Below are 24,184 nucleotides of genomic sequence, written 5' to 3'. Positions count from 1 at the left end.
GGCGTCAGGCGCCGTAGACGAGCAGCCAGTCCTCGTGATGTCGGTAGAAGGTCGAACGTTTGACCGCGCGCGGGGTGCGGACGCCGTCGCGGGTCAGGACCGCCGCCGGCGACCCGAGTTGGACGGCGCGCCCGGTCAGCCACCGGTACCCGCCGAACCAGCGGCGCTTGTCGACCGCGGCACGCAGACCGGGATGCTCGGGGGTCGGAACGATGAGCATCCCGGGAACGGTGCCGGAGAACAGGCGGGTGTCGTCGACGTACGCCTCGCCGACCAGCTCGCCGGCATGCACGGAGCCGTAGATGCGGGCCTCGCCGACCAGGGCGATGCCGGCATCGTCGCGGATCAGCGGCAGCGGCCGCGCCACGCCCGAGACGGCGATCGTCGCGGCCTTGGATCCGGTCCGCAGTCCGTACGCGTGGGTGGCGTCGGTCCTCTCCTCCGGAACGTAGGCGAGTTCGACGTCCAGACGTTCGGTGCGCATCAGCCGGGTGAGCGCGGCCGCGAACGCGCCGTCGTCGCCGACGACGACCAGTCGCGGCTTCTCGACCGTGTCGAGTGTGGCGAACACCTCGTCGAAATCGTCCTTCGCGGGGAGCGCGGGCGCGTTGAACAGGTCGAGCGACCGCAGCGCCAGTGGTAGCGGTCCGTCGCCGCACTTGAGCACTACCGGGGTCATGACACTCCTTGCTTGTCCCCGACGCAGCGGTTCGGACCCGGCGATTCGGAGGATGGGGCGTGTGGTGAGCAGTTCGAGCCTGGAGCCACGAACCGCTCGACTTCTCACGTTCGTCGCCGCGCCACGGCGGCGGCGATGGAGCATCCGTCGCGCCCGAAGGCATTTCGATGTCTACCCGAACGCGGGCGGACGCCGCAAACGGTCGGGCCGCCCCGCAGTCCGTTCCGGGCGGCTTCGGAGGGCTGGTGGGCTGGCTGACGGCCGGTCTCGGCTAGACTGTGCGTCCGGCCACTGCCTACACCACGGCAGGACCATGCAGTCGGATACGTCTGCACGTCGACCGTAGGAGACAGCGAAATGCCGGCAATCGTCCTCATCGGTGCCCAGTGGGGCGACGAGGGTAAGGGCAAAGCTACAGATCTACTGGGCGGGAGCCTGCAGTGGGTCGTTCGGTACCAGGGTGGCAACAACGCCGGACACACGGTGGTCCTGCCGAACGGCGACAAGTTCGCGTTGCACCTGATCCCGTCGGGCATCCTCACCCCGGGCGTCAAGAACGTGATCGGTAACGGTGTCGTGGTGGATCCGGGCGTGCTGCTCGACGAGCTGGCCGGCCTGGAGGATCGCGGCGTCGACACGACGGGCCTGCTGATCTCGGCCGATGCGCACCTGATCATGCCGTACCACGTGGCCATCGACAAGGTCACCGAACGCTTCCTCGGCGCCAAGAAGATCGGCACCACGGGCCGCGGCATCGGCCCCTGCTACCAGGACAAGATCGCGCGTGTCGGCGTCCGCGTCGCCGACGTCCTGGACGAGAAGATCCTCACCCAGAAGGTCGAGGCCGCCCTGGAGTTCAAGAACCAGGTGCTCGTCAAGATCTACAACCGCAAGGCCCTCGACCCGCAGCAGGTGGTCGAGGAGGTCCTGACGCAGGCCGAGGGCTTCAAGCACCGCATCGCCGACACGCGTCTGCAGCTCAACCAGGCCCTCGACGCCGGCGAGACGGTGCTCCTCGAGGGCTCGCAGGGCACGCTGCTGGACGTGGACCACGGCACGTACCCGTACGTGACGTCGTCGAACCCGACGTCCGGCGGTGCCGCGGTGGGCTCGGGCATCGGCCCCACCAAGATCACCACGGTGCTCGGCATCCTCAAGGCGTACACCACGCGCGTCGGCTCCGGCCCGTTCCCGACCGAACTGTTCGACGAGTTCGGCGAGTACCTGGCGGTCAAGGGCGGTGAGGTCGGTGTCACCACCGGTCGCGGCCGCCGCACCGGCTGGTTCGACGCCGTGATCGCCCGGTACGCGACCCGCGTCAACGGCATCACCGACTACTTCCTCACCAAGCTCGACGTGCTGTCCAGCCTGGAGACCATCCCGATCTGCGTCGCATACGACGTCGACGGTGTGCGTGTCGACGAGATGCCGATGACACAGACCGACATCCACCACGCGAAGCCGATCTACGAAGAGATGCCGGGCTGGTCCGAGGACATCTCCGGGGCCCGCACCTTCGAGGAACTGCCGGTAAACGCGCAGAACTACGTCCTGCGCCTCGAGGAACTGTCGGGCGCATTCATGTCGTGCATCGGCGTCGGCCCGGGCCGCGACGAGACCATCGTCCGCCGCGACATCCTGGCCTGACCTCCCCTGTGTGACCGAATGTCACATGCGTTCAGTTGAACTGAACGCATGTGACATTCGGCGTTTCGGGCGGCTTCGGGTTTTCAGCTGAAGGGACCCTTCGTGCGCTGCGGGCGCATGAACGGACCCTTCAGCTCGGCAGCGGCGGCTACCATCGGCCGCATGGCCATTCTGTATGCCGCACAGCTGTCGCCGACCAAGCCCGAGTTGATCGCCGGGTGGATACCGAACGCGCCCTACTATCCGGGCGGGACGCCGGCACTGGTGTCGGTGGGTGCGTACCGGTTCGACGATCCGGCCGGCGAGGTCGGTATCGAGACGCACCTGGTGCGCGACGCCGACGGCACGATCTACCAGGTCCCCCTGACGTACCGTTCGGCGCCGCTCGCGGGGGCCCGTTCGGTGGGCGAGATGGAGCACTCGGTGCTCGGGCACCGCCACGTCTACGACGCGACAACCGATCCGGTGTTCGTGCAGCAGTTGCTGGACACCGTCTTCGGCGGCGGGCGTGAGGTCGACCAGTTCGTGCACGTCGACGGCGCCGAGCCGCAGAAGATCGAGAACACCGCGCACGCGTGGGGGACCGGTGCGGGCGGTGCGTCGGCTCCGACCGTCGCCGAGGTGCGGGTTTCCGCGGACGGCACCGACACCGTGATCGAGGCGGGCGGGACCACCGTCGTCGTGCATCACCGGCCGGTCGACGGCGAGCCGGCCGGGCCGGCGCTGCTCGGTGAATGGGACGGTGGCCGAGGAGTTTTCGCGACGGTGCCCTGACCGCGGTCAGCGCATCTCGCCGGCCCCGGCGTACGGGTGCCGGCTCGCGAGGGGCTTGCCCTCGTCGAAGCGGCTGTAGCGGAAGTCGTTTCCGTCGACAGCGGGGTCGCTGCTGATCCCGTCGAGGAGCAGGTCGGCCGCCAGTCGTCCGACAGCCGGCGAGATCTTGAACCCGTGTCCGCTGAAACCGACGGCCAGGAACAGTCCGGCGGCGGGGGAGGGTCCGATGATCGGGTTGTAGTCGGGGGTGATGTCGTAGCACCCCGCGTACGACGACGCGAGCCGCGGGTCGGGCATGCCGGGCAGGATGCGGTCGAGCTTGCCGATCGCGGTCTCGACGAAGTCCCCCGTCGCGCGGTTGAGATAGGCGTCCGGGTCGGCGATCTCGGGGTCGGAGTGGTCGCTGTTGCCGACGAGGAGATGACCGTTGGGTTCGCGCCGGATGTACTGCAGGTTCACCAGGTCCGAGAACGTCGGGACGTCGGGGGTGGGCTCGCCCTGATCCACCAGCACCAGCTGCTCGCGCTGGGCCCGGATCAGCAGCGGGATACCCGCGGTCGCGGCGAGGGCGGGGCTCCACACGCCGGTCGCGAGTACGACGGTCTCGCAGAGGATCTCGGTGCCGTCGTCGCACAGGACGCCGCGGACGGCGCCGAATTCGTCGGAGATCAATCGAACGACGTTGGTGGACTGACGGATCCGTGCCCCGAGCGCGCGGGCGCGGGCGCCGTACGCCATGCCGGTCATGTAGGCGTCGCCGTGGCCGCCGAGCGGTTCGTACGCGAACCCGGCGAAGTCGTCGAGGTGGATCCCGGGCCACAGTGACCGGACGGCGTCGGTGTCGATCAGGTCGACGGGCACGCCGAGCGAGCGGTGCATCTCGACGTTGGCGCGGAGCGGTTCGACGTTGTTCTCGCCCACCCCGACGACGTAGCCGGTCTGCCGGAATCCGATGTCGGTGCCGAAGATCTCGTCGGCCCGGCCGAATACCTCGACGCCGTACCACGCCATCGCGGCCAGCGACGGGACGCCGTAGTGGCAGCGCACGATTCCACTGGACTTGCCGGTCATGCCCGCGCACAGGGTGTCTCGCTCGAGCACGAGCACGTCGGTCTCGCCGCGTTCGGCGAGTTGCCACGCGATGGCCAGGCCCTCGAGTCCGCCGCCGACGATCACGATCCGTGCGCGCTCCGTCGTGTTTCCTGTCATCTCCGACCTCCAGTCGTGGTGTTTCTTGATGGGAGACAGTGTTGCATGAAATGAAACGATGGCAACCTTCGGACGCTGTGCGGACCCCGTTACGCACTGTTCACCGCCACTACTCACAGGCCTTACAGCCGCCCTTCACTCTCGGGTGACCTCGATTCCCCGTGTAAGACGGGCCGACGCAAGGTGGACAGATATGGAGCAGGCTCTCGCGGCCGCCGACACCGCATGGTTACTGGCGGCATTCACGTTCGTGGCATTGATGATTCCCGGCCTCGCGCTGTTCTACGGCGGCATGGTCAGCATCCGCAACTCGCTCAACATGATGATGATGACGTTCGGGTCGTTCGCCGTCGTCGGCGTGCTGTGGGTGCTCTTCGGCTACTCGACGGTTCTCGGTAACTCGTTGGGCGGCTTGGGCATTCTCGGCGACCCGCTCGAGTTCGTCGGGTTGGGGCAGTTGCTCGAACCCGCCGCGGAGCCCGGACTGCCGCCGGCGCTGGTGGCGGGATTCCAGATGCTGTTCGCGGCCATCACGGTCGCGCTCATCTCGGGTGCGCTGGCCGACCGCATCAAGTTCGGTGCGTGGATGCTCTTCGCCGGACTGTGGGTCACGCTCGTGTACTTCCCGGTGGCGCACTGGGTGTTCGCCTTCGACTCCGACGACGGCAGCGTGATCGGCGGCTGGATCGCGAACAAGCTGGGGGCCATCGACTTCGCGGGCGGCACCGCGGTCCACATCAACGCCGGTATCGCGGCGCTGGCCATGGTCCTGGTGCTCGGTAAGCGGCACGCGTTCCCGAACATACCTCGGCCGCACAATCTTCCGCTGACCCTGCTGGGTGCCGGCATCCTGCTGTTCGGTTGGTTCGGGTTCAACGGCGGCTCCGCGCTGGCCGCCGACAACGCCGCGTCCGTCGTCGTGCTCAACACCGTCGCCGCCGCCTGTGCCGGTATCTGCGGGTGGTTGCTGGTGGAGCGCCTGCGGGAGGGTCGCCCGACGTCGCTCGGCGCCGCGTCCGGTCTCATCGCCGCGCTGGTCGCGATCACGCCGGCGTGTGGTGCGGTGTCGCCGATCGGCGCGCTGATCATCGGCGCGGCCGCCGGCGCGCTGTGCTGCTTGGCGGTGTCGCTCAAGTTCCGGCTCGGCTACGACGACGCCCTCGACGTCGTGGGCATCCACCTGGTCGGCGGCATCCTGGGCACGCTGCTGATCGGCCTGCTCGCGACCGAGGGCGCCCCCAACGGCGTCGCGGGACTGTTCTACGGCGGCGGACTGGGCCTGCTGGGCAAGCAGGCACTCGCGGTCGTGGTGGTGCTGGCCTACTCGTTCACCGTCACGTGGCTCATCGCGAAGGCCATCCAGGTCACGATCGGTCTGCGGGTGCGGCCCGAGGACGAGCACGAGGGCCTCGACGTCACCGAGCACGGCGAGACCGCGTACGTCACCGAGACGATGGCCGTCACGGTCTCGGGTTCGGGTCCGGTCGATCCGGCCGCCGTCGCGGACGCCGCCGAGGCGCTCGCCGGTCGGATGTCGTCGGCCGAACCGCGCACGTAGTTCCGACGGTCCACGCGGCCGCTGTCCGTCATCCGACGGGCAGCGGCCGCGCTGCCGGTCCGGCTACTCCTGGTGGTTGTCCGGGTACGCGGTGACAGCCAGGAAGCGAATCGGCAACTGCACCAGATCGTTCGGGCCGTGCAGGCCCTCGCCGTCGAGCAGCAGCGAGTCGCCCGGGTTCAGTCGATACTCGCTCTCCCCGTGCCCGTAGACCATCTCGCCCTCGAGCATGTAGATCAGTTCGGTGCCCGGATGCTGGAAGAGCGGGAACACCTCGCTCGCGTTGGTGAGCGTGACGAGCACCGGTTCGAGGCGCTTGTGCTGGCCGCGCAGGGCGCCGAGCAGTTCGTAGTGGTGACCGACGCGGGTGCCGCGGCCCACGATCACCGCTCCGCTGCCGGACTCGACGAACACCGCGTCGCGCGCGCTGTCGGCGCCGCGGAACAGCGACGTGACCGGGACGTCCAGTCCGGCCGCCAGGCGCGCGAGCGTCGACAGGCTGCACGACGTCTGCGCATTCTCGATCTTGGACAGCATCGCCTTCGAGATGCCCACCTTCGCGGCCATGTCGCCTACCGACAGCCCGCTCGCCAGGCGCAGCTTGCGGACCTGCACAGCGATGACGCGCTCGAGGTCGACGCCGGTGGGGGTGTCGGCCGGCACCTCCCGCTCGGTGGTGTCGCGGTGCACGGGGCGCTCGGTCGGGCTCATTGCCTCACAGTAGCGCCCCGTCCACTGGCAGTGGACGGGGCGTCGCTGTCGGGAACTCGGGTGTCGCAGGGGTTCTGTCGGTGTCGCACACCCTTTCAGCACTGACTTCCTGTGCGACGGCCGCACAAGGTGTGCGACGTCAGAGGCGCCCCGGGATCCAGTCGGTACCGGCGAGGGGCACCCGGGCCATGGCCGACGCCTCGATGGTCAGGGCGACGAGGTCCTGCGGTTCGAGGTTGCGCAGGTGCGACTTGCCGCACGCGCGGGCGAGGGTCTGCGCCTCCATCGTGAGCACCCGCAGGTAGTTCGCGAGCCGGCGTCCGCCCTCGACCGGGTCGAAGTTCTTCTGCAGCTCCGGGTCCTGCGTCGTGATGCCCGCGGGGTCGAGCCCGGCCTGGAAGTCGTCGTAGAAGCCGGCCGCCGAGCCCAGCGCCTCGTACTGCTGCTGGAACCGGGGGTGGTTGTCGCCCAACGCGATCAGTGCCGCGGTGCCGATCGCGACGGCGTCCGCGCCCAGGGCCATGGCCTTCGCGACGTCGGCGCCCGAGCGGATGCCGCCCGACACGATGAGCTGGACTCCGCCGGGTGTCCGGTGCACGCCCAACTCCTGCAGCGCCTGCACCGCCTGGGGGATCGCGGCGAGCGTGGGGATTCCGACGTGCTCGATGAACACGTCCTGTGTCGCCGCGGTGCCGCCCTGCATGCCGTCCACCACGACGACGTCCGCTCCGGCCTTCACCGCGAGCTTGACGTCGTAGTACGTGCGGGTGGCGCCGACCTTGACGTAGATCGGCTTCTCCCAGCCGGTGATCTCGCGCAGTTCGATGATCTTGATGGCGAGGTCGTCGGGGCCGGTCCAGTCGGGGTGCCGGCAGGCGCTGCGCTGGTCGACGCCCACCGGGAGTGTGCGCATCCCGGCGACACGGTCGGTGATCTTCTGGCCCAACAGCATTCCGCCGCCGCCGGGCTTGGCGCCCTGGCCCAGCACGATCTCGATGGCGTCGGCCTTGCGTAGGTCGTCGGGGTTCATGCCGTACCGCGAGGGCAGGTACTGGTAGACGAGGTGCTTGGACTGCCCGCGTTCCTCCGGTGTCATGCCGCCGTCGCCGGTGGTGGTGGAGGTGCCGACCTCGCCGGCGCCGCGGCCGAGGGCTTCCTTCGCCCGGCCGGACAGCGCGCCGAAGCTCATGCCCGCGATGGTGATCGGGATGTCCAGGTGCAGGGGGTACTTGGCGTGCCGGTCGCCGAGCACGACGTCGGTGTCGCACCGTTCGCGGTACCCCTCGAGCGGATAGCGGGACATCGACGCGCCCAGGAACAGCAGGTCGTCGAAGTGTGGGAGTTTGCGCTTGGCGCCCCACCCGCGGATGTCGTAGATGCCGGTCTCGGCGGCACGCTGGATCTCGTGGATGACGTCGCGGTCGAACGTCGCGGATTCGCGCAGACCGGGGGTGTGCGTGGTCATGGGGGCCTCCTGGAAGTGGCGCGTCAGTACGACGAGGCGTTGTCGACGTGGAAGTTGTAGAGGGCGCGGGCCGAGCCGTAGCGGGTGAAATGGGTGGGGTCGGCGTCGAATTCTGCGGCGTCCAACAGTTCCCGGAGTTCGGCGAGGTGCTCGGGGCGCATCTCCTTCTTGATGCAGTCGGCGCCGAGCGAGGCGACGGTGCCCCGCACGTAGATCCGGGCCTCGTACAGCGAATCGCCCAGTGCCTCACCGGCGTCACCGAGTACGACGAGCCGTCCGGCCTGCCCCATGAAGGCGCTCATGTGGCCGATGCTGCCGCCGACGACGATGTCGACGCCCTTCATCGAGATGCCGCAGCGGGCGGCGGCGTTGCCCTCGATCACGAGCAGACCGCCGTGCGCGGTGGCGCCTGCCGACTGCGACGCGTCGCCGGTGACGCGGACACTGCCGGACATCATGTTCTCGGCCACGCCGACGCCGGCGTTGCCGTCGATCGTCACGCTCGCGTGCTGGTTCATGCCGGCCGCGTAGTAGCCGACGTGGCCCGCGACGGTCACGTCGATCGGGGCGTCCAGGCCGCACGCCAGAGCATGCGCGCCGGCGGGTTCGACGACGGTGACCGAGGCCGGGGCCGCGGTGGCCTGGAGGGTGGCGTTGAGCGCGCGGGTGCCGATGTCGGAGACGTCGTAGGTGGTGGTCGGGGTGGCGGTCAGCGGTGCCATACGTAAACCTCTTCCGGTTCGGGTTCGAAGATGCGGGCGCCCTCGATGCCGGGAAGGCCGGCGAGCGCGCGGTATTCGGATGCCATCGCGACGTAGTCGGCGTGCTCGGCGATGATTGCCGGCTTGCATGCGATCGGGTCGCGCACCACCGCGAACGAGTCCTGCGTGGACACGAGCAGCGTGTAGAAGCCGTCGAACCGCTCGCCGAGCAGGCGCAGGGCTTTCTCGAGGTCGACGCCGTCGGCGAGTTGCTTCGCGACGAAGCGGGCACCCACCTCGGTGTCGTTTTCGCTGTCGAACGCGACGCCCCCGGCCTCGAGTTCACCCTTGACACTCAGGTGGTTGGAGAACGATCCGTTGTGCACCAGGCACTGGTCCGGGCCGACCGCGAAGGGGTGCGAACCCGCTGCGGTGACCGCGGATTCGGTGGCCATCCGGGTGTGCGCGACGCCCTGCCACCCCGACGCGGCGGGCAGCCCGAACCGGTGCGCGAGATCGACCGGATCGCCCATGCCCTTGAGGACCGTGACGTCGTCACCGAACCCGATGAGGATCGCGTCCGGCGCCGCGCCGAGGGCGGCGTCCGCGAGCGTCGCCGCCGGGACGGGTGCGTGCAGCAGCGTGGTGGTGCCGACGTCGATGCCGGTGACGGCGACTCCCAGCGCATCGCCGACGCCGGCGGCCAGCGCCTCCGCCGCGACGCCGGTGTCCAGCAGCGACACCGTCGCGTGCCCGGCGGGCGACCACGTCGGATCCCCGTAGATGGCCATGCCGGCCGAGTCGGGTCCGCGGTCGACCATCTGGCCGAGCATCCCGGTGAGCAGCTCACCGAGCCGCGGATACAGCGAGGGCTCCCGCAGATGGAGCCCGACGATTCCGCACATGTGTTGTCTCCCTGGTTGTTCGGTGTCGGTCAGAAGGCGGTGAGGTAGCTGTCCACCTCCCACGGCGTGACCGTGCTGTGCCATTCGAAGAATTCGTCGCGCTTGAGCGCGGCGAAGTAGTCGGCGACGCCCGCCCCGGCGGCATCGAGGGCACCGGTGACGACGCGGTCGCCGGCCATCGCATCCATCGCGTGCAGCAGCGTCATCGGCAGGTCGTCGGGGCAGATGCCGCCGCCGGGCTCGCCCGGATCGGTGCCGCGGCGGATGCCGTCGAGTCCGGCCGCAATGGTGACGGCGGACGCGAGGTACGGGTTGGCGGAGCCGTCGCCGCCGCGCAGTTCGACGCGGTTGGCGTCCGGCACCCGCAGGTAGTGGGTGCGGTCGTTGCCGCCGTACGTGGGCCGGCGCGGCGACCACGTGGCGCCGCTGCTCGTCGAGATCGCCCCGGTTCGCTTGTAGGAGTTGACCGTCGGCGCGAGGACGCCCTGCAGGCCGCCGGCGTGTTCGAGGATGCCGCCGATGAACGCGTACGCGGTGGGGGACAGGCCCAGCCCGCGCGGGTCGGCGCGGTCGGGGAAGGCGGGGGCGCCGCCGCGCCACAGCGACAGGTGCATGTGCATCCCGTTGCCGGTCCGATCGGCGAACGGCTTGGGCATGAACGTGGCGGTCATGCCGCGCTGCTCGGCGAGCACCGAGATGAGGTAGCGCAGGGTGACGACGCGATCGGCGGTGGTGAGGGCGTCGGCGTACTGGAAGTTCTGCTCGAACTGGCCGTTGCCGTCCTCGTGGTCGTTGGCGTAGTTGCCCCAGCCCAACTGGTTCATCGCGGCCGAGATCGCGGTGAGGTGCTCGTACATGCGGGTGACGTCGCGGGCGTCGTAGCAGGGGCGGCGGGAGGTGTCGAGGGTGTCGGCGGTGCGGAGGCCGCCGTGCTCGTCGCGGTCGACGAGGAAGTACTCGATCTCGGTGCCGACGTTGACGTCCAGGCCGAGGTCGGCGGCCTGCTCGAGTACCTTCTTCAGGATCACGCGCGGCGCGAACGGCCACGGCCGGCCCTGCACGTGCGGATCGCAGTGCACCAGGGCGAGCCCGGGCCGCACGAACGGGATCGGGGTGAACGACGCCGCATCGGGGACCGCGACGAGGTCGGGATCCTTCGGGACCTGGCCCATCGCCCCGGCCGCGTATCCGGCGAAGCCGACGCCGTCCTCCTGCAGTTCGTTCACCGCCTCGACGGGAACGAGTTTGGCGCACGGTTTCCCGGCGAGGTTGGTGAACACGGCCAGGATGAAGCGGGTGTCGGTGGACCGAGCGAGCGTCGCGAGATCGGGGAGGTCGGCCGTGTCCGCGCCGGGCAGGCACATCACGGTGAGATCTGCGGGGTCGAGCGCCATGTGAACTCCTCGGGTGGTCCGACGATGTTTCCTTAAGTGAATCGCTGTTGCATGTCAGGAAACATAGCATCCATGACGGGTGCGTTACGGGCGGGTGAGGTTGTGGTGACGTCTCCTCCGGCGCCCGCTCCACTTGTCGACGTTTCGGGAAGGGCTGGGCGCGAGGAGGATTCGGTTACAAGGATTTACCGGCGCGTAATCGCCGATAGGTTTCATCTCACTACCGTGCGTTTCACGCCAGCGATCGGCGTTCTCTCCCGACTTCCATCCGAGGAGCAGTCATGTCCGAAACGACCACCGCGCCCGCCTTCCGGGTCACCGCCGACTTCTGGAAGTCGCTCCCACCGATGCCGCAGGACGATTTTCCGGGCGCCGAGGGCTTCATTGCCGACGTCTACCCCAACCCCGACGGCTCGGAGATGGCCGCCGGCTACTTCGAACTGCTCCACACCGACGCCCCGCTGGACTACCTGTACGCGTACGACGAGATGAAGGTCGTGCTCGACGGGCAGTTCCGGCTGGAGAATCTCGATACCGGCCAGGTCGAGGTGGCCGGTCCGCGGGATGCGATCTACTTCCCGGCCGGGTCGCGCATCCGCTTCACGACCCCCGATCGGGCGCTGGCGTTCTACGTCGGCCTGCGGTCGTTCGCGCCGTAGGAGCCGGCGATGAGCGTGTGCATGGAGACGACCAGCGTGCCGCGCTGGGACGTCGAGGCGGGCGGGTCCGCCGACGGTGGGCGGTACGTCACCGTGCTGTCGTTCGGCGGCGCCGCCGAATCGCGGGCGAGGGCGCTGGTCACCGGGCTCACTGGGCGCAGGGTCAGCTGGCTGCGGATGCCGCCGGGCTGGACGGTGGGTGCGGAGGCGGTGCTCTCCCGTGAACTCACCGCCGCCCGCGTCGGCTGGCGACTCGCCCTCGTCGGCGACGAGGTGACGGTGCTGCAGGCGCGGGCGTTCGCCGTGGAGTCGGGAGCGCTGGTGCAGGAGATCCTCGCCGACGTCGTCGACACGGAACTGCGCCGCGTGTACTGCGCGCACTGTCAACGGATCCACTCGACCGGCGCGGTTCTCGGCGACACCAGTGCGTGCCCGTCCTGTGCCGCGAACCTGGTGATCTACCACCACGTCTCGCGCATGCACGGGGCCTACCTCGGATATCTGTGCGATGCGGAGGAGCGCCCGTGACGATGCTCGTCGTCGACGCCGTCACCGACCTACCCGGACGCGTGCGTCTGATCCGCTTGACCGATCCGGACGGCGGTCCGCTGTCTTCGTTCACCCCCGGAAGTCACATCGTGGTGTCCTGCGGCATCGACCCGCAGGGGCGGACGCGACGCAATGCCTACTCGCTCACCGGCTCCGGTGTCGAACCCGATTCCTACTCGATCTCGGTTCGCCGCAACGACTCCGGACGCGGCGGATCGCTGTGGATGCACGGACTCAGTCGCGGCGAGAGCGTCGACGTCGGCGGCCCGCGCAGCGCGTTCGCCCCTGTCCTCACGGCGCGGCACCATGTCTTGGTCGCCGGTGGCATCGGGGTCACGCCGATCTTCTCCCATGCGCGGGCGGCGGCACGGTGGGGCCGCTCGTTCGAGGTGCACTACGTGTTCCGGGACAGGGACGGGCCGCATGTGGACGACCTGGCCACGGTGTGCGGGAGTCGCCTGTCGACCTACCGCTCCGCCGACGAGTTGTGGTCGGTCCTCGGGCGGGCCCTGTTCGACCGTCCGCTCGGATCCCACCTCTACGCGTGCGGACCCACGTCTCTGATGGAGGAGACGGCGCGGCGGGCTCGGGGTGCCGGCTGGCCGGACGCGCGAATCCATCTCGAACACTTCGGGATCGGTGACCTGGATCCCGGGCGTCCGTTCGTCGTCCGGCTGTTGCGCGCGGGTATCGACGTCGAGGTGCCGGCCGGTGTCAGTGCGCTCGAGGCACTCGAACAGCGCGGGGTGAGTGTCCCGAATCTGTGCAGACAGGGTGTGTGCGGCGAGTGCCGCACCTCCGTCACCGGCGGCACCGTGGAGCACCGCGACCTGTATCTGTCCGACGACGAGAAGGCGGCGGGGGACTGCATGATGCCGTGCGTTTCCCGCGCCGCCGGAGCACGATTGGAGCTGGAACTGTGAGCGCAGCAACGGACTACCGGGTGACCGCTCGGATCGCATCATTTCCCTTTCCCTTCCCCCGCGACACCTATCGGTACAGCGCCAACGTCGAGCCCGCGGGCGCGGCCGTCCTGGACGTCGGCGAGGGCTATCACGCGGAGATCGCCGAACGGGAGCGGATCCTCGCCGCCGACCCCACCCGGTTCCAGGCGTTGCCGCACATGGAGATCGCGCAGTGGGACGCGCTGCTCGAGATCATGCGCGGGCTCGCCGCGGCGTACCCGCGCACCATGATGCTCGAGCGGGACGGACGGATGTGGCGGTGGACCAACCGGGCATTGGACGTCGAGCAGGCGTTCGTCTACGGCGAGCGGTCGACGCTGCCGGAACCGCCGCTGCGCTACATCGGCCGGCAGATCCAGGAGGACGTCGTGCTGCTCGATCAGCGAGAGGGACAGCTCTGGGGCGACGCGGGGCTGGTGACGTTCGCGGCCGACTGGTCGCTGCGGTTCGACGTCGGGATGAGCTTCCTGCAGATCCACGGCCCGGTTCCGCGCGTTCACACCGAGGGTGTCGTGACCCGGGCGCAGAACTTCCTGATGCGGCTGCAGACCGGCGAGCGGTATCGGCGCACCAACTGGACCCTCACCGTCGACGGCCGCCTCGACACCTCCACCGAGACCTACCCGGAGTGGGGGCGCGACCGGCGCACGCTAGCGGAGGGGCCGCTCGCCGATGTGGGCGAGCGACTGCACCTGCGCGTCGAAGTCCAGCACCTGATCCGGCTAGGCCAGTCCGGGGCGATCATGTTCCTGGTCCGCACGCATCTGCTGTCGTTCGCCGACATCGCCCGGGTGCCGGAATGGGCCCGGCGGCTGCGGTCGGTGCTGGCGGAACTGCCCGACGACATGGCCGAGTACAAGGGCCTCACCCGCACCCGGCAGCCGGGCGTCGACTGGCTCGACCGGTATGCCCTCGTCTGATCCCGTGAGAGCTGAAGGGTCCCTTCATGCGCTGCGAGCGCATGAAGGGACCCTTCAGCTGAAACGGGCGGGGTCAGTGACCGCGCGCGATCCACTCCTCGAGGTGCGGTGCCTCGGTGCCCAGGGCGGTGTCGTCGCCGTGGCCGGTGTGGACGCGGGTTTCCGCGGGTAGCGCGAACAGCTTGTCGCGGATGGACCCGATGATGGTCGGGAAGTCCGAGAACGATCGTCCGGTGGCGCCCGGGCCACCTGAGAACAGGGTGTCGCCGGAGAACAGTTCACCCGCCTCGGGAAGGTACAGGCACGTCGAGCCGGGGGAGTGGCCCGGGGTGTGGATGGCCTGGACGTCGGTGCCCGCCACCGCGATCCGCTGCCCGTCCTCGAGTGCCAGGTGGCGGACGCCCGGGTGGGTCATCTGCCACAGCACGTCGTCGGCGGGGTTCAGGTAGATCGGCGCGTCCAGCTTCTCGGACAGTTCCGGCGCGACGGTGACGTGGTCGTTGTGGCCGTGCGTGCACACGATCCCGACCACCTTGCGGCCGCCGACGGCGTCGATGATCGGCTGCGCGGTGTGCGCGGCGTCGATCACCAGCACCTCGTCGTCGTCACCGACGAGCCAGATGTTGTTGTCGACGTCCCAGGTGCCGCCGTCGAGTTCGAAGGTGCCCGACGTGACGACCCGGTCGACCTTCAGGGTGCCGCTCACAGGACCACCACCGAGCGCAGCACCTCGCCGCGGTGCATCGTCTCGAATGCCTGCTCGACATCGCCGAGTCCGATGCGTTCGGTGACGAACTTCTCGAGCGGCAGCCGGCCCTGCTGGTACAGGTCGACGAGCATCGGGAAGTCGCGCTCGGGCAGGCAGTCGCCGTACCAGGACGACTTGAGCGAGCCGCCGCGCGAGAAGAAGTCGACGAGCGGCATCTCGAGCGTCATGTCCGGGGTGGGGACGCCGACGAGGACGACGGTGCCGGCGAGGTCGCGGGCGTAGAACGCCTGCTTCCAGGTTTCCGGGCGGCCGACGGCGTCGACGACGACGTCGGTGCCGAAGCCGTCGGTGAGTTCCTGGATCGCCTCGACCACGTCCTCGACCTTCGACGCGTCGATGGTGTGGGTGGCGCCCAGTTCGACGGCCCACTCGAGCTTCTTGGGGTCCCGGTCGATCGCGATGATCTTGTTGGCGCCGGCCAGGCGCGAGCCCATGATGGCGGCGTCGCCGACACCACCGCAGCCGATGACGGCGACCGAGTCGCCGCGGGTGACGTTGCCGGTGTTCATCGCGGCACCCATGCCGGCCATGACGCCGCAGCCGAGCAGGCCGACGACGGCGGGATCGGCGGTGGGGTCGACCTTGGTGCACTGGCCGGCCGCGACGAGGGTCTTGTCGGCGAACGCGCCGATGCCCAGTGCCGGGGTCAGTTCGGTGCCGTCCTCGAGCGTCATCTTCTGCTTCGCGTTGTGGGTGTCGAAGCAGTACTGCGGGCGACCGCGCTTGCAGGCGCGGCACTTTCCGCACACCGCGCGCCAGTTGAGGACGACGAAGTCGCCGACCTCGACGGTGTCCACACCCTCGCCGACGGCCTCGACGATGCCCGCGGCCTCGTGGCCGAGGAGGAAGGGGAACTCGTCGTTGATGCCGCCGTCGCGGTAGGTCAGGTCGGTGTGGCAGACGCCGCATGCCGCGATCGCGACGACGGCCTCGCCCGGTCCGGGATCGGGGATGTTGATGGTGACCAGTTCGACGGGGGCGTCCTTCGAGCGGGCGATGACGCCCCGTACCTGCTGCGGCATGGTTTCTCCACTCCAATTCGGTCGACGTGAACGCGCCGGCACCCACATGGTGAGGTGCGCATCCGACTACGAGGCTAGTCACCGGCGGGCGGCACCGGGACTGGTCGTCGGGAGAGGTGGGCCTAGCCGAACGGTCAGGGGGTGGGGCGAACTCCTGCCTCGCCGCCCAGTACGGCGGCCTCGGCACGCGTCGCGACGTCGAGTTTGCGCAACACGCCGGCGACGTGGAACTTCACGGTGCTCTCGCTGACACCGAGTCGTTCGGCGATCGCCCGGTTGCGACGCCCCGCGACCAGGTGACCGAGCACCTCGAGTTCGCGCGGGCCGAGGTCGGTGAGCGCGTGGTGCGCGGTGGGCGCCGTCGGCGCGTGCAGCAGTGGCAGCGCCGCGACCACTCGCGAACCCCAGCCCGGCGTCGACTCGATTTCCACCGTCCCGCCGAGGGTTTCGATGCGGGGACGCAGCTGTCGGTCGAGGTCGGCGGTATCGGTCAGGCCGTGGCCGTCGTCGCGGATGTCGACCACCAGTTCGGTGTCCGGGCAGGTCCACGCGACGCGGATCCGGGCGACGTCTCCCTGTCCGGACAGTGCGAGGACCGCGCCGCGGACGACGGCGCGGGCCGCGTGGGCCACCTCGCCGGGCACGGCGCGCCCGGCCACCGCCGGTTCCACCAGATCGAGTTCGAGATTCCGGTGGCGCAGCAGGCCGCGGAGTTCACCCCGCAGTCGGGCGAATGCGGTGACGACGGACTCCTCCGCGAACTCGCGGTGCGTGTCCACCGCGGTGCGCAGCCCGATCAGTGCCGCCGACGCGGTCTCGCGTGCCGCCGACCGGGCGCGGGTGTCGTCGAGGTCGTCGGACCGCAGCGTCGAGAGCAGTGTCTCGAGTGTGGTGGCGTGGACCTCGGTGAGTTCGGCGATGGTCCGGGCCCGCTCGGCCGATGCGGCGCGGGACTCGGCGAGATAGGCGGGACTGGCACCCTGGACCTGCAACTGGATACCGGTGGCGACCAGGCCGAACATGGACCGGACGGGCTCGAGCGGTGTGGTGCGGGTCAGCGGACCGCGGGGGACGATCACCAACAGAGTGTCGGTGCGGTCGAGGATCGCATAGACGTCGCGGGACGTCCCGGCGATGACGGCCCGGCCGCGGAGGATCTGCCCGTGCTCGAGATCGGCTCGGAGAGAATCCAATTCGGCGACGGTTACGCGGTCCACGATCTCGAGATCGCCGGCCACCTTGCGTGGCCGTCCGGTGCACTCGCGGGTGAAGATCACCAGTGCGGTGTGCGGAACCGAGTCGGCGAGCAGCGCCGAGAAGCGCCGTCCGATGTCGGACAGGCGGCCCACCAGGACCTCGCGCAGCCCTTCCAACAGGTTCTCGGTTCCGTGCTCGCTCACCGGTTCACGATATCGATACGGCGGGTGGGCCGGGGGGGCCCCCCCGCCGCGATGCTCATCTCGGGTGGATCAGGAACCGAAGGGCAACTGCAGCGAGCCGACGGACGGCAGCTCGAGCGATCCGGCGGCGCTTCCGGATCCGCCGCCGACGACGATGGTGGCATCGCCGGACAGCGATGGGGAGAACGTCCCGTCGCCGATGTAGCGGGCAGTGACCGTGTACGAGCTCGCCCGGTCGAAGGTGTGCGTCATCGTCGCCTTGCCGTCGATCACCGGTGCCTCGCCGATCACGGTGCTGTTGACGAGGAAGGCGACGTTGCCGCCGCTGGGTGCGGGCGCTACGGTTGCCGAAAGCTCCACCGGGTCATTGGTGTTCGCTGTCGGAGCGACATTCACTTCGGTGCTGGTGGAATTGCCCGACTGGTCGCCGACGGCGATGGTTGCGAGCGGTCCGCCACCACGGTTGAGGGGTGCGGTGTCCGCTGTGGCGTCCTTGGGGACGCACCGGGTCGGCGCCCACTGATTGCCGCCGAAGACCGCGAGAGCGAGGAACGTGTTGTAGTTGGCCTCGTCGCCCAGATTCGAGGCGTTGCCCGAGGTACGCAGTTTCGGCGTGATGTCGCCGGCGTCGCCCGCAGTGAGCGTGACGTCGATCGCGGGAAGCTGGAACCAGGTCGAGCCGTCGGTGCTGGGCTGGCCGTCGAGGTACTTCTTCGTCTTCTCGGCCAGGATGCCACCGACGCTCTTCTTGTCGGTCGTCGGGCCGTTGCCGATGGTCTCGTTGTTGCCCGAGACACGCAGGATCGTGCCCGCCGGGTCGACGTTGCCGTCCTCGTTGACCTGCAGCACGTTTGCGGGAGTCCCGGACAGGCCGATCCCGGTGCCCGGCACCACCGCCGCCTCGACGAAGGTGGCGTTGTCGGGTAGTTGGTAGTCGAGTTTGATCCGCGAGATGTTGGTGGTGGTGGCGCCGGAGTCCTTGTCCGGGAACGCCGAAGCCGACGGCTGGATGCGGTACGTGAACGTATCGCCCGGATCGACTCGCGCCGGTGCGTCGACGGTGAAGTGGTGCTGGGTCGGCTTGTTGACCGTGATGATTGCTGCGGCCCGGCACTGCGCAGTGAACGAGGTGGCCGTGGTGGCGGCCGAGGCGGGCGCGCCGGACAGGACGATTCCCGCGGCGACAGCGGTAGCGCACACCGGCGTCAGGTAGCGCCTGGCAGATCTGTCAGTCATGTTGGCTTCCTTTGTGATGGAGGTTCGAGGGAGTCGGCCCGTCATGACCCGAAGGGCAGCGACAGCGAGCCGAGGCTTCCGGTGTCGCCGTCACCGCCGCCGATGCCCGCGACGGTCACCGCCGTCGCGATCGAGGACGAGGGGTTGGCGGCGATGTGGCCGCTGTAGCGTGCGCTGACCTGGTACGTGCCGGTCGCGGCGAACGTGTGCGTGGTCGTGGCGAATCCGTTCACGACGGGTACCGCGTCGCCGACCGGGGTGTCCCCGACGTAGAACTGGACGGTGCCGCCGTACGGTGCCGGCGTCACGTTCGCGGTGAAAGTCACCGGGATCGCGGGGAGGGTGGCGGCCGGAGCGGTGACGGCTGTTGTCGTGTCGCCCGGTGCGGGTGCCGAAATGCTCAGTGGTGCAGGAGTAGACGTGGATGTGGCGAATCCGGTTCCGGAGAAGACGGCGGTGATGCTGTGTGTGCCTTCTTCCGGGAAGATGTGCTGCAGCGCGGCTGCACCGTCGACGACGGGAACAGGATTGCCAACCGGGGTCTCGCCGGACATGAACTGGACAGTTCCCGTCGCGATGCTCGGTGACACGACGGCATTCAGGGACACCGGCTGTCCGGCCTTCCCGTTGTTCGGGACCACCAGGGTCGTGCTGGTGTCGAGGTCCCTGTGTGCGACGTCGAGGACCGCGATGGTGGAGGTCGACGCGGCGAAGCCGTTGTTGCCGAGGAACTTGGCGGTGATCTCGCGGGGTCCGGACGTCAGGAAGGTATGGGACAGGCGGGCCTTGCCGTCGGAGCTGACGGTTGCCTCCGCACCGATCGGGACGCCGTTGTCGAAGAGCTGGACCTTGGCGCCGGTGCGGACGGGCAGTAGTCCGCCGGCCTCGAGATCGACCTGGGCGGTGAACGAGGCCTTGACCCCAGTCTCGGCGATGGCGGGCAGGGTGAGCGTGGTGGCGGTGGCGACATCCTGATCGGTCACGTCGACCGTCACCGACGCGGTGCTCGGCGCTGCCAGTTCGGTGGACGGGTGGATGCGGCCGCCGCCCAGGTACTGCACGGTGACCGTGTTCGGCCCGGTCTTGGTGAACGTGTGCTTGTAGTTGGCCAGTCCGTTTCCGGTGACGTTGAACGGTGCACCGACCGGCACGCCGTCGACGAGGAACTGCGCGGTTCCGCCGTTCACGATCTTGTTCGCGGCGACACCGAAGATCTGCGACCGCAGTTCGACCTCGACGCCGGTCTTCATCTGGGCCGGCATGAACGGCGTTTCGATTCGGGTCTCGAAGCCTGAGGGTGCGGGCTCGTCAGCGGCGCTGACACCGGCGCCGGCCGTCGGGGTACCCACAGGTTCCGCGGTCGCGGTACCTGTGAAGAACAGCATGGTGCCTGCCGTGGTGGCTGCGGTGGTGAGGGCGACGCGGCGCCATCGGTTGGTCATGGAGAGACTCCTGGATCCTTGTGAACGGGGGTCGATCTCTGACGGGAGGTGGAACTTGTTACACCTAACACGCGTATGAAAGCGGGCATAAGGGAAATTGACGCTTGATCGATCCAGCGATAATTTGAACGACCGTCCAGTTGTTTTTGTACCGTAAAAGCTTGTGGCACTGTGGAACTCGAGATGGATGTCTCGAAAAGATAACGCTTTGATTGATTTCGATACGGTCTAGTATCGACATGTGGAACATGTCGTCAAATTTGTGGAACCCGTTCCAGTGTGCGGGCGGGGGTGCGCCCGCCCTGGGAGACCGCGGCCGATTCGTCGGCGATTCGATCAGTCCAGTTATTCCACTCTGGCCTGCCCCGGCTCGCCTTCCTTGGGCTCCGTGTCGAGGATTCCCGCCAAAGGTGCTGCGGGCCGGAACTGTTCGAGACGGAACAGGCCTCTTCCGTTCGCCTTGGGGGTGTAGTGATAGACGAAGCCGGCCAGTCCGGCGATGCAGGCGAAGGTGATCAGGGTGCTCATGGGCACGATTCTGGGAAGAAGTGGCATTGAAATGAACGGCCAGTATGCGAATACTGGACCGCATGATGATGCACGCACTCGGTGCCCGCGCGGTGGCCCGCGACCTCGGCGCCTGGCAGGACGACTCCGGGCGGCGCACGGCGCGCCCCGCGTACCGGGCCCTGGCTGACGGCATCCGACTGCTCGTGCACGACGGCCGTGTACCGCTGGGGACGGCGCTGCCGAGTGAGCGGGAATTCGCGTCGGTGCTGGACGTGAGTCGCACGACGATCACCACGGCGTATGCGGTCCTGCGCGACGAGGGGTACCTGGTGAGCCGACAGGGGTCGCGTAGCACCGTGACCCTGCCGGCCGCCGTCGACTCGGACCGGAGGAAGGTCCATGCCCACCTCCCGGTGCCCGAGGGCGTCGGGGTGGACCTCAGCTATGCCGCGATGGTGGCTCCGGCCGAGGAGGTCAGTGCGGCATACAGTGCTGCACTGCAGTCACTTCCGCCGTTTCTGGACACGCACGGCATGGAGCCGGTGGGGATCACGGTCCTGCGGGAGGCCGTCGCGGCGCGTTACCGCGCCCGTGGCCTCGAGACCGATGTCTCGCAGATCATGATCACGTCGGGCGCCCAGCATGCGCTGCGGCTGCTGCTGGGCGTCCTCACCGCACCGGGGGAGCGGGTGCTGGTCGACCACCCGACGTATCCGAATGCGCTCGAGGCGATTCGGCGCGTGGGCGCGCGCCCGGTTCCCGTTCCGGTGCGACCGGAGGGGGGTGCGACCCACGCCTGGGATCTGGGTGGGATCCGAAGTGCGGCAAGGCAGACCGCCGCCCGGATGGCGTATCTGCTGCCGGATTTCCACAACCCGACGGGCCTGTGTCTCGGCGAGGCGGGCCGGGCCGAACTGGCCCGGATCGCGCACGACACCCGGATGACGCTCGTCGTCGACGAGACGATGGTCGACGTCTGGCTGGATGCGCCGCCCCCACCCCCGGTCGCGTCGTTCGCGCGCGGCGCCGGGGACTCGGACGTCGTGACGGTCGGCTCCGTCTCCAAATCGCACTGGGGCGGATTGCGTGTCGGCTGGATTCGGGCCGACCCGGAACTCATCATGCGCCTCGTGGGTTCGCGCTCCGCGCTGGACCTCGGCACCCCCGTCATGGACCAGTTGGCCGCACTGCATCTGCTCGAACGCGGTGACGCCCCGATCGAGTCCCGCCGCGAACAGTTGCGTACGCAGCGGGCGGCATTGCTCGACGAACTGGCCGTCCGGTTGCCGGACTGGGTGCCGACGGTCGGCACGGGCGGGATGTCGCTGTGGTTGCGGTTGCCTGCACCGGTCTCGACGGCACTCGCCGCGACCGCGCCGAGTCACGGTGTGATCCTCGCGGCCGGAACACGTTTCGGTATCGAGGGTGCGTTCGAACGTTTCGTCCGGCTGCCCTACGCGCGACCGGTCGGCGAACTGCGGCGTGCGGTGGCCGGAGTCGCGGCAGCCTACGACGCTCTCGGTCTGGTGCGCGAGCCCGCCGAGCCCGCATTGGTGGTGTGAACGGGTCACCGACCCCGCAACGGCGGATCCCCCTCCGGGGGAGTCCGTTTCCGTCAGGATGAGCGGTATGCGGGAGATCACCATCGAGCTCGATGCGGTTCGGTTGCGGGCCCTGTCCTGGGGGCCGGAGACCGGTCGGCTGGCGGTGCTGCTGCACGGATTCCCGGACACCGCGCGCACCTGGCGGCATCTGGGGCCCGCGCTCGCGGACGACGGCTGGCGGGTGGTCGCCCCGTTCACCCGCGGCTACGCGCCGTCGACGGTGCCGGACGACCGTAGCGGCCACGTCGCCGCACTGATGGACGATGCCGTCGCGATCCACGCGGCGTTGGGCGGCGGCGCCGATGCTGTTCTGGTGGGCCATGACTGGGGCGCCGTCACCGCGAACGCCCTGGCCGCGCACCCCGAGAACCCGTTCGTCGCGGTGGCGGCACTGTCGGTCCCGCCGTTCGCGGCCCTGCGGACACCGGCGGTGGTGCGGGTCCTTCCCCGGCAGCTGCGCAACAGTTGGTACATCCTGTTCAACCAGTTCCCGGTGCTGCCCGAGCGCAACGCGGAACGGTTGATCCGACGGCTCTGGGCCGATTGGTCGCCCGGGTTCGACGCGAGCGAGGATCTGCCGGCGGTGCTGGAGGCGATCGCCGACACCGCCCACCGCCGGGCCGTGTTCGGCTACTACCGGAGCGTGGGCCGGCCCTTCTCCCGTCCGCCTGAGCGCTACCGGCGTTGGGTCGGAGCCGAGATGCGGCTCCCGATGGTTCCGACGCTCTACCTCCACGGCGATCGCGACGGTTGCCTGGATCCGCGCCTCGCCGCCCTGGTGGGGCCTTGTCTCCCACCGGGCAGCGAGGCGCATCTGATCGCGGACGCGGGTCACTTCCTCCAGCTCGAACGGCCCGAAGAGGTCAACGCCCGCATCCGGAAGTTCCTCGCCGGGCAGTGACCTCGATCAACGCCAGAGCGTGTCGATGTCGGTCGCGTTGCGGGCGGGCGGCTCGGGCGTGCTGTTGGGGGTGCGGGAGAAGCGCGGCGCCGGAGCGTGCTGCGGCACCCCCTCGATCTCGATGATGCCGCCGCGCGCCGCGACGTGCGGATCCTGCGGGGCCTCGGCGAACGTCAGCACCGGGGTGGTGCAGGCGTCGGTGCCGTCGAAGATCTTGGCCCATTCGTCCCGGGACTTGCTCAGGAACCGGTCGGTGAGGATCTGGCGCAGCTCGGGCCAGCGGGCCGCGTCGTGCTGACCCGGCAGCTCCGCGGGGTCGAGTTCGAGGCCCTGCAGCAGGACGGCGTAGAACTGGGGCTCGATCGCGCCGACGGCCATGTACTTGCCGTCCGCGGTCTCGTAGGTGTCGTAGTACGGGGCGCCGCCGTCGAGCATGTTCACGCCGCGCTCGTCGGACCACATGCCGCTGCGGCGGAAGTTCCAGATGATGTGCGACAACGCGAGTGTGCCGTCGACCATCGCGGCGTCGACGACCTGCCCCTTGCCCGACGTCTGCCGCTCGATCATTGCGGCGAGGATGCCGAACAGCAGGAACATCGAGCCGCCGCCGAAGTCACCCACCATGTTCAGCGGCGGTACCGGCCGTTCGCCCTTGCGCCCGATGGCGTGCAGCACACCGGTCAGTGAGATGTAGTTGATGTCGTGGCCGGCCGATTGGGCGAGCGGTCCGTCCTGTCCCCAGCCGGTCATGCGGCCGTAGACGACCCGGGGGCAGCGCGCGAGCACGACGTCGGGGCCGAGGCCCATGCGTTCCATCACGCCGGGGCGGAAACCCTCGATCAGGATGTCGGAACGGCCGAGCAGATCGAGGACCTTCTCGACGTCGGCGGGGTTCTTGAGGTCGGCCTCGACGACGCGGCGGTTTCGGGCGGTCTGGTCCCCGACCGCCCCGTCGCGCGGGAGTTGTCCGGCGCGCTGCACCCGCACCACGTCCGCACCGAGATCGGCCAGCAGCGTCGCGGCGTGCGGGCCCGGTCCGATTCCGGCGAATTCGACGACGCGGATCCCGGCCAGCGGGCCCTTGCGCTCGGTCTCTGCAGCAGTCACGTCACAACCTCTTTCTCGATGGTCGACCTCATTTCCTGTGACGGTAACCCGAACGGG

The 24,184-nt window shown here is 69.1% G+C and carries 23 protein-coding genes; 9 read left to right on the top strand and 14 right to left on the bottom strand.

Going from position 1 to position 24,184, the window contains the following annotated elements; all coding sequences use genetic code 11:
* Positions 1 to 4: 4 nt before the first annotated feature.
* Positions 5 to 679 (bottom strand): hypothetical protein, encoded by a 675-nt coding sequence (locus tag IJ15_RS0109805; RefSeq protein ID WP_031938162.1) that lies wholly within the window; start codon positions 677 to 679, stop codon positions 5 to 7.
* A 357-nt stretch (positions 680 to 1,036) separates the two neighbouring features.
* Between IJ15_RS0109805 and IJ15_RS0109800 the strand changes: the two genes are divergently transcribed.
* Together IJ15_RS0109800 and IJ15_RS0109795 are read left to right on the top strand one after the other, a co-directional pair.
* Entirely contained in the window at positions 1,037 to 2,326 is a 1,290-nt protein-coding gene (locus IJ15_RS0109800; protein WP_031938161.1) for an adenylosuccinate synthase, read from the top strand.
* A gap of 162 nt (positions 2,327 to 2,488) precedes the next feature.
* Positions 2,489 to 3,100, top strand: a complete 612-nt coding sequence (locus tag IJ15_RS0109795; RefSeq protein WP_031938160.1) for a maltokinase N-terminal cap-like domain-containing protein — start codon at positions 2,489 to 2,491, stop codon at positions 3,098 to 3,100.
* Between the two features lie 6 nt (positions 3,101 to 3,106).
* Here the strand turns inward: IJ15_RS0109795 and IJ15_RS0109790 are convergent, their stop codons facing one another.
* A complete protein-coding gene (locus tag IJ15_RS0109790; RefSeq protein WP_031938159.1) occupies positions 3,107 to 4,309 on the bottom strand; it encodes an NAD(P)/FAD-dependent oxidoreductase in 1,203 nt (400 codons plus the stop codon).
* Positions 4,310 to 4,502: 193 nt separating this feature from the next.
* Between IJ15_RS0109790 and IJ15_RS0109785 the strand changes: the two genes are divergently transcribed.
* Positions 4,503 to 5,867: an ammonium transporter gene (locus tag IJ15_RS0109785; protein ID WP_031938158.1), complete on the top strand. Its 1,365-nt coding sequence runs from the start codon at positions 4,503 to 4,505 to the stop codon at positions 5,865 to 5,867.
* 63 nt (positions 5,868 to 5,930) lie between these two features.
* Here the strand turns inward: IJ15_RS0109785 and IJ15_RS0109780 are convergent, their stop codons facing one another.
* The 5 genes from IJ15_RS0109780 to glnT all read right to left on the bottom strand — a co-directional run bounded on the left by IJ15_RS0109780 (position 5,931) and on the right by glnT (position 11,043).
* Positions 5,931 to 6,578, bottom strand: coding sequence for a helix-turn-helix domain-containing protein (locus IJ15_RS0109780; RefSeq protein WP_031938157.1), 648 nt, complete (start codon positions 6,576 to 6,578; stop codon positions 5,931 to 5,933).
* Between the two features lie 139 nt (positions 6,579 to 6,717).
* Entirely contained in the window at positions 6,718 to 8,043 is a 1,326-nt protein-coding gene (locus IJ15_RS0109775) for an FMN-binding glutamate synthase family protein (RefSeq protein WP_031938156.1), read from the bottom strand.
* A 23-nt stretch (positions 8,044 to 8,066) separates the two neighbouring features.
* The gene (locus tag IJ15_RS0109770) at positions 8,067 to 8,765 is read right to left on the bottom strand and encodes a GltB/FmdC/FwdC-like GXGXG domain-containing protein (protein WP_031938155.1); all 699 of its coding nucleotides are present in this window, start codon (positions 8,763 to 8,765) and stop codon (positions 8,067 to 8,069) included.
* Positions 8,753 to 9,649 carry a class II glutamine amidotransferase domain-containing protein gene (locus IJ15_RS0109765; RefSeq protein WP_031938154.1) on the bottom strand — a complete coding sequence of 299 codons (897 nt, stop codon included), beginning with the start codon at positions 9,647 to 9,649 and terminating at the stop codon, positions 8,753 to 8,755. Before IJ15_RS0109765 ends, IJ15_RS0109770 begins: the two co-directional genes overlap by 13 nt.
* Positions 9,650 to 9,678: 29 nt before the next feature.
* Entirely contained in the window at positions 9,679 to 11,043 is a 1,365-nt protein-coding gene (gene glnT, locus IJ15_RS0109760; protein WP_031938153.1) for a type III glutamate--ammonia ligase, read from the bottom strand.
* 281 nt (positions 11,044 to 11,324) lie between these two features.
* On the opposite strand from glnT, the gene IJ15_RS0109755 reads away from it, so the two are divergent.
* The 4 genes from IJ15_RS0109755 to IJ15_RS0109740 are packed head-to-tail and all read left to right on the top strand — an operon-like array spanning position 11,325 to position 14,136.
* On the top strand, positions 11,325 to 11,702 hold the full coding sequence (locus IJ15_RS0109755; protein WP_031938152.1) for a cupin domain-containing protein: 378 nt from the start codon (positions 11,325 to 11,327) through the stop codon (positions 11,700 to 11,702).
* A 9-nt stretch (positions 11,703 to 11,711) separates the two neighbouring features.
* The gene (locus tag IJ15_RS0109750; RefSeq protein WP_231569481.1) at positions 11,712 to 12,230 is read left to right on the top strand and encodes a dimethylamine monooxygenase subunit DmmA family protein; all 519 of its coding nucleotides are present in this window, start codon (positions 11,712 to 11,714) and stop codon (positions 12,228 to 12,230) included.
* 2 nt (positions 12,231 to 12,232) lie between these two features.
* A complete protein-coding gene (locus tag IJ15_RS0109745) occupies positions 12,233 to 13,174 on the top strand; it encodes a PDR/VanB family oxidoreductase (protein WP_051918730.1) in 942 nt (313 codons plus the stop codon).
* On the top strand, positions 13,171 to 14,136 hold the full coding sequence (locus IJ15_RS0109740; RefSeq protein ID WP_031938149.1) for a heme-dependent oxidative N-demethylase family protein: 966 nt from the start codon (positions 13,171 to 13,173) through the stop codon (positions 14,134 to 14,136). The genes IJ15_RS0109745 and IJ15_RS0109740 overlap by 4 nt, the downstream gene beginning before the upstream one ends.
* A 73-nt stretch (positions 14,137 to 14,209) precedes the next feature.
* Here the strand turns inward: IJ15_RS0109740 and IJ15_RS0109735 are convergent, their stop codons facing one another.
* From IJ15_RS0109735 to IJ15_RS0109710, 6 genes are all read right to left on the bottom strand, one after another.
* Positions 14,210 to 14,842 (bottom strand): MBL fold metallo-hydrolase, encoded by a 633-nt coding sequence (locus tag IJ15_RS0109735; RefSeq protein ID WP_031938148.1) that lies wholly within the window; start codon positions 14,840 to 14,842, stop codon positions 14,210 to 14,212.
* On the bottom strand, positions 14,839 to 15,927 hold the full coding sequence (locus tag IJ15_RS0109730; RefSeq protein WP_031938147.1) for an S-(hydroxymethyl)mycothiol dehydrogenase: 1,089 nt from the start codon (positions 15,925 to 15,927) through the stop codon (positions 14,839 to 14,841). Before IJ15_RS0109730 ends, IJ15_RS0109735 begins: the two co-directional genes overlap by 4 nt.
* Positions 15,928 to 16,061: 134 nt before the next feature.
* Positions 16,062 to 17,327: a helix-turn-helix transcriptional regulator gene (locus IJ15_RS0109725; RefSeq protein WP_031938146.1), complete on the bottom strand. Its 1,266-nt coding sequence runs from the start codon at positions 17,325 to 17,327 to the stop codon at positions 16,062 to 16,064.
* A gap of 69 nt (positions 17,328 to 17,396) precedes the next feature.
* Positions 17,397 to 18,563, bottom strand: a complete 1,167-nt coding sequence (locus IJ15_RS0109720; protein ID WP_031938145.1) for an Ig-like domain-containing protein — start codon at positions 18,561 to 18,563, stop codon at positions 17,397 to 17,399.
* A gap of 41 nt (positions 18,564 to 18,604) precedes the next feature.
* Positions 18,605 to 20,005, bottom strand: a complete 1,401-nt coding sequence (locus IJ15_RS0109715) for an Ig-like domain-containing protein (RefSeq protein ID WP_031938144.1) — start codon at positions 20,003 to 20,005, stop codon at positions 18,605 to 18,607.
* Between the two features lie 345 nt (positions 20,006 to 20,350).
* Positions 20,351 to 20,533 carry a hypothetical protein gene (locus IJ15_RS0109710; protein WP_051918707.1) on the bottom strand — a complete coding sequence of 61 codons (183 nt, stop codon included), beginning with the start codon at positions 20,531 to 20,533 and terminating at the stop codon, positions 20,351 to 20,353.
* 62 nt (positions 20,534 to 20,595) lie between these two features.
* Here IJ15_RS0109710 and yczR point away from each other — a divergent pair, with 62 nt between their 5' ends.
* Both yczR and IJ15_RS0109700 read left to right on the top strand, forming a co-directional pair.
* A complete protein-coding gene (yczR, locus tag IJ15_RS0109705) occupies positions 20,596 to 22,077 on the top strand; it encodes a MocR-like transcription factor YczR (protein WP_031938142.1) in 1,482 nt (493 codons plus the stop codon).
* Positions 22,078 to 22,144: 67 nt separating this feature from the next.
* Entirely contained in the window at positions 22,145 to 23,020 is an 876-nt protein-coding gene (locus IJ15_RS0109700) for an alpha/beta fold hydrolase (protein WP_031938141.1), read from the top strand.
* 6 nt (positions 23,021 to 23,026) lie between these two features.
* Here the strand turns inward: IJ15_RS0109700 and IJ15_RS0109695 are convergent, their stop codons facing one another.
* Complete coding sequence (locus tag IJ15_RS0109695; protein WP_031938140.1) at positions 23,027 to 24,127, bottom strand: CaiB/BaiF CoA transferase family protein; 1,101 nt, start codon at positions 24,125 to 24,127, stop codon at positions 23,027 to 23,029.
* Between the last annotated feature and the right edge of the window lie 57 nt (positions 24,128 to 24,184).

The sequence above is a fragment of the Prescottella defluvii genome, assembly GCF_000738775.1.
In the GTDB taxonomy this organism is placed as follows: domain Bacteria; phylum Actinomycetota; class Actinomycetes; order Mycobacteriales; family Mycobacteriaceae; genus Prescottella; species Prescottella defluvii.
This window is presented reverse-complemented; position numbering and strand designations above follow the sequence as displayed.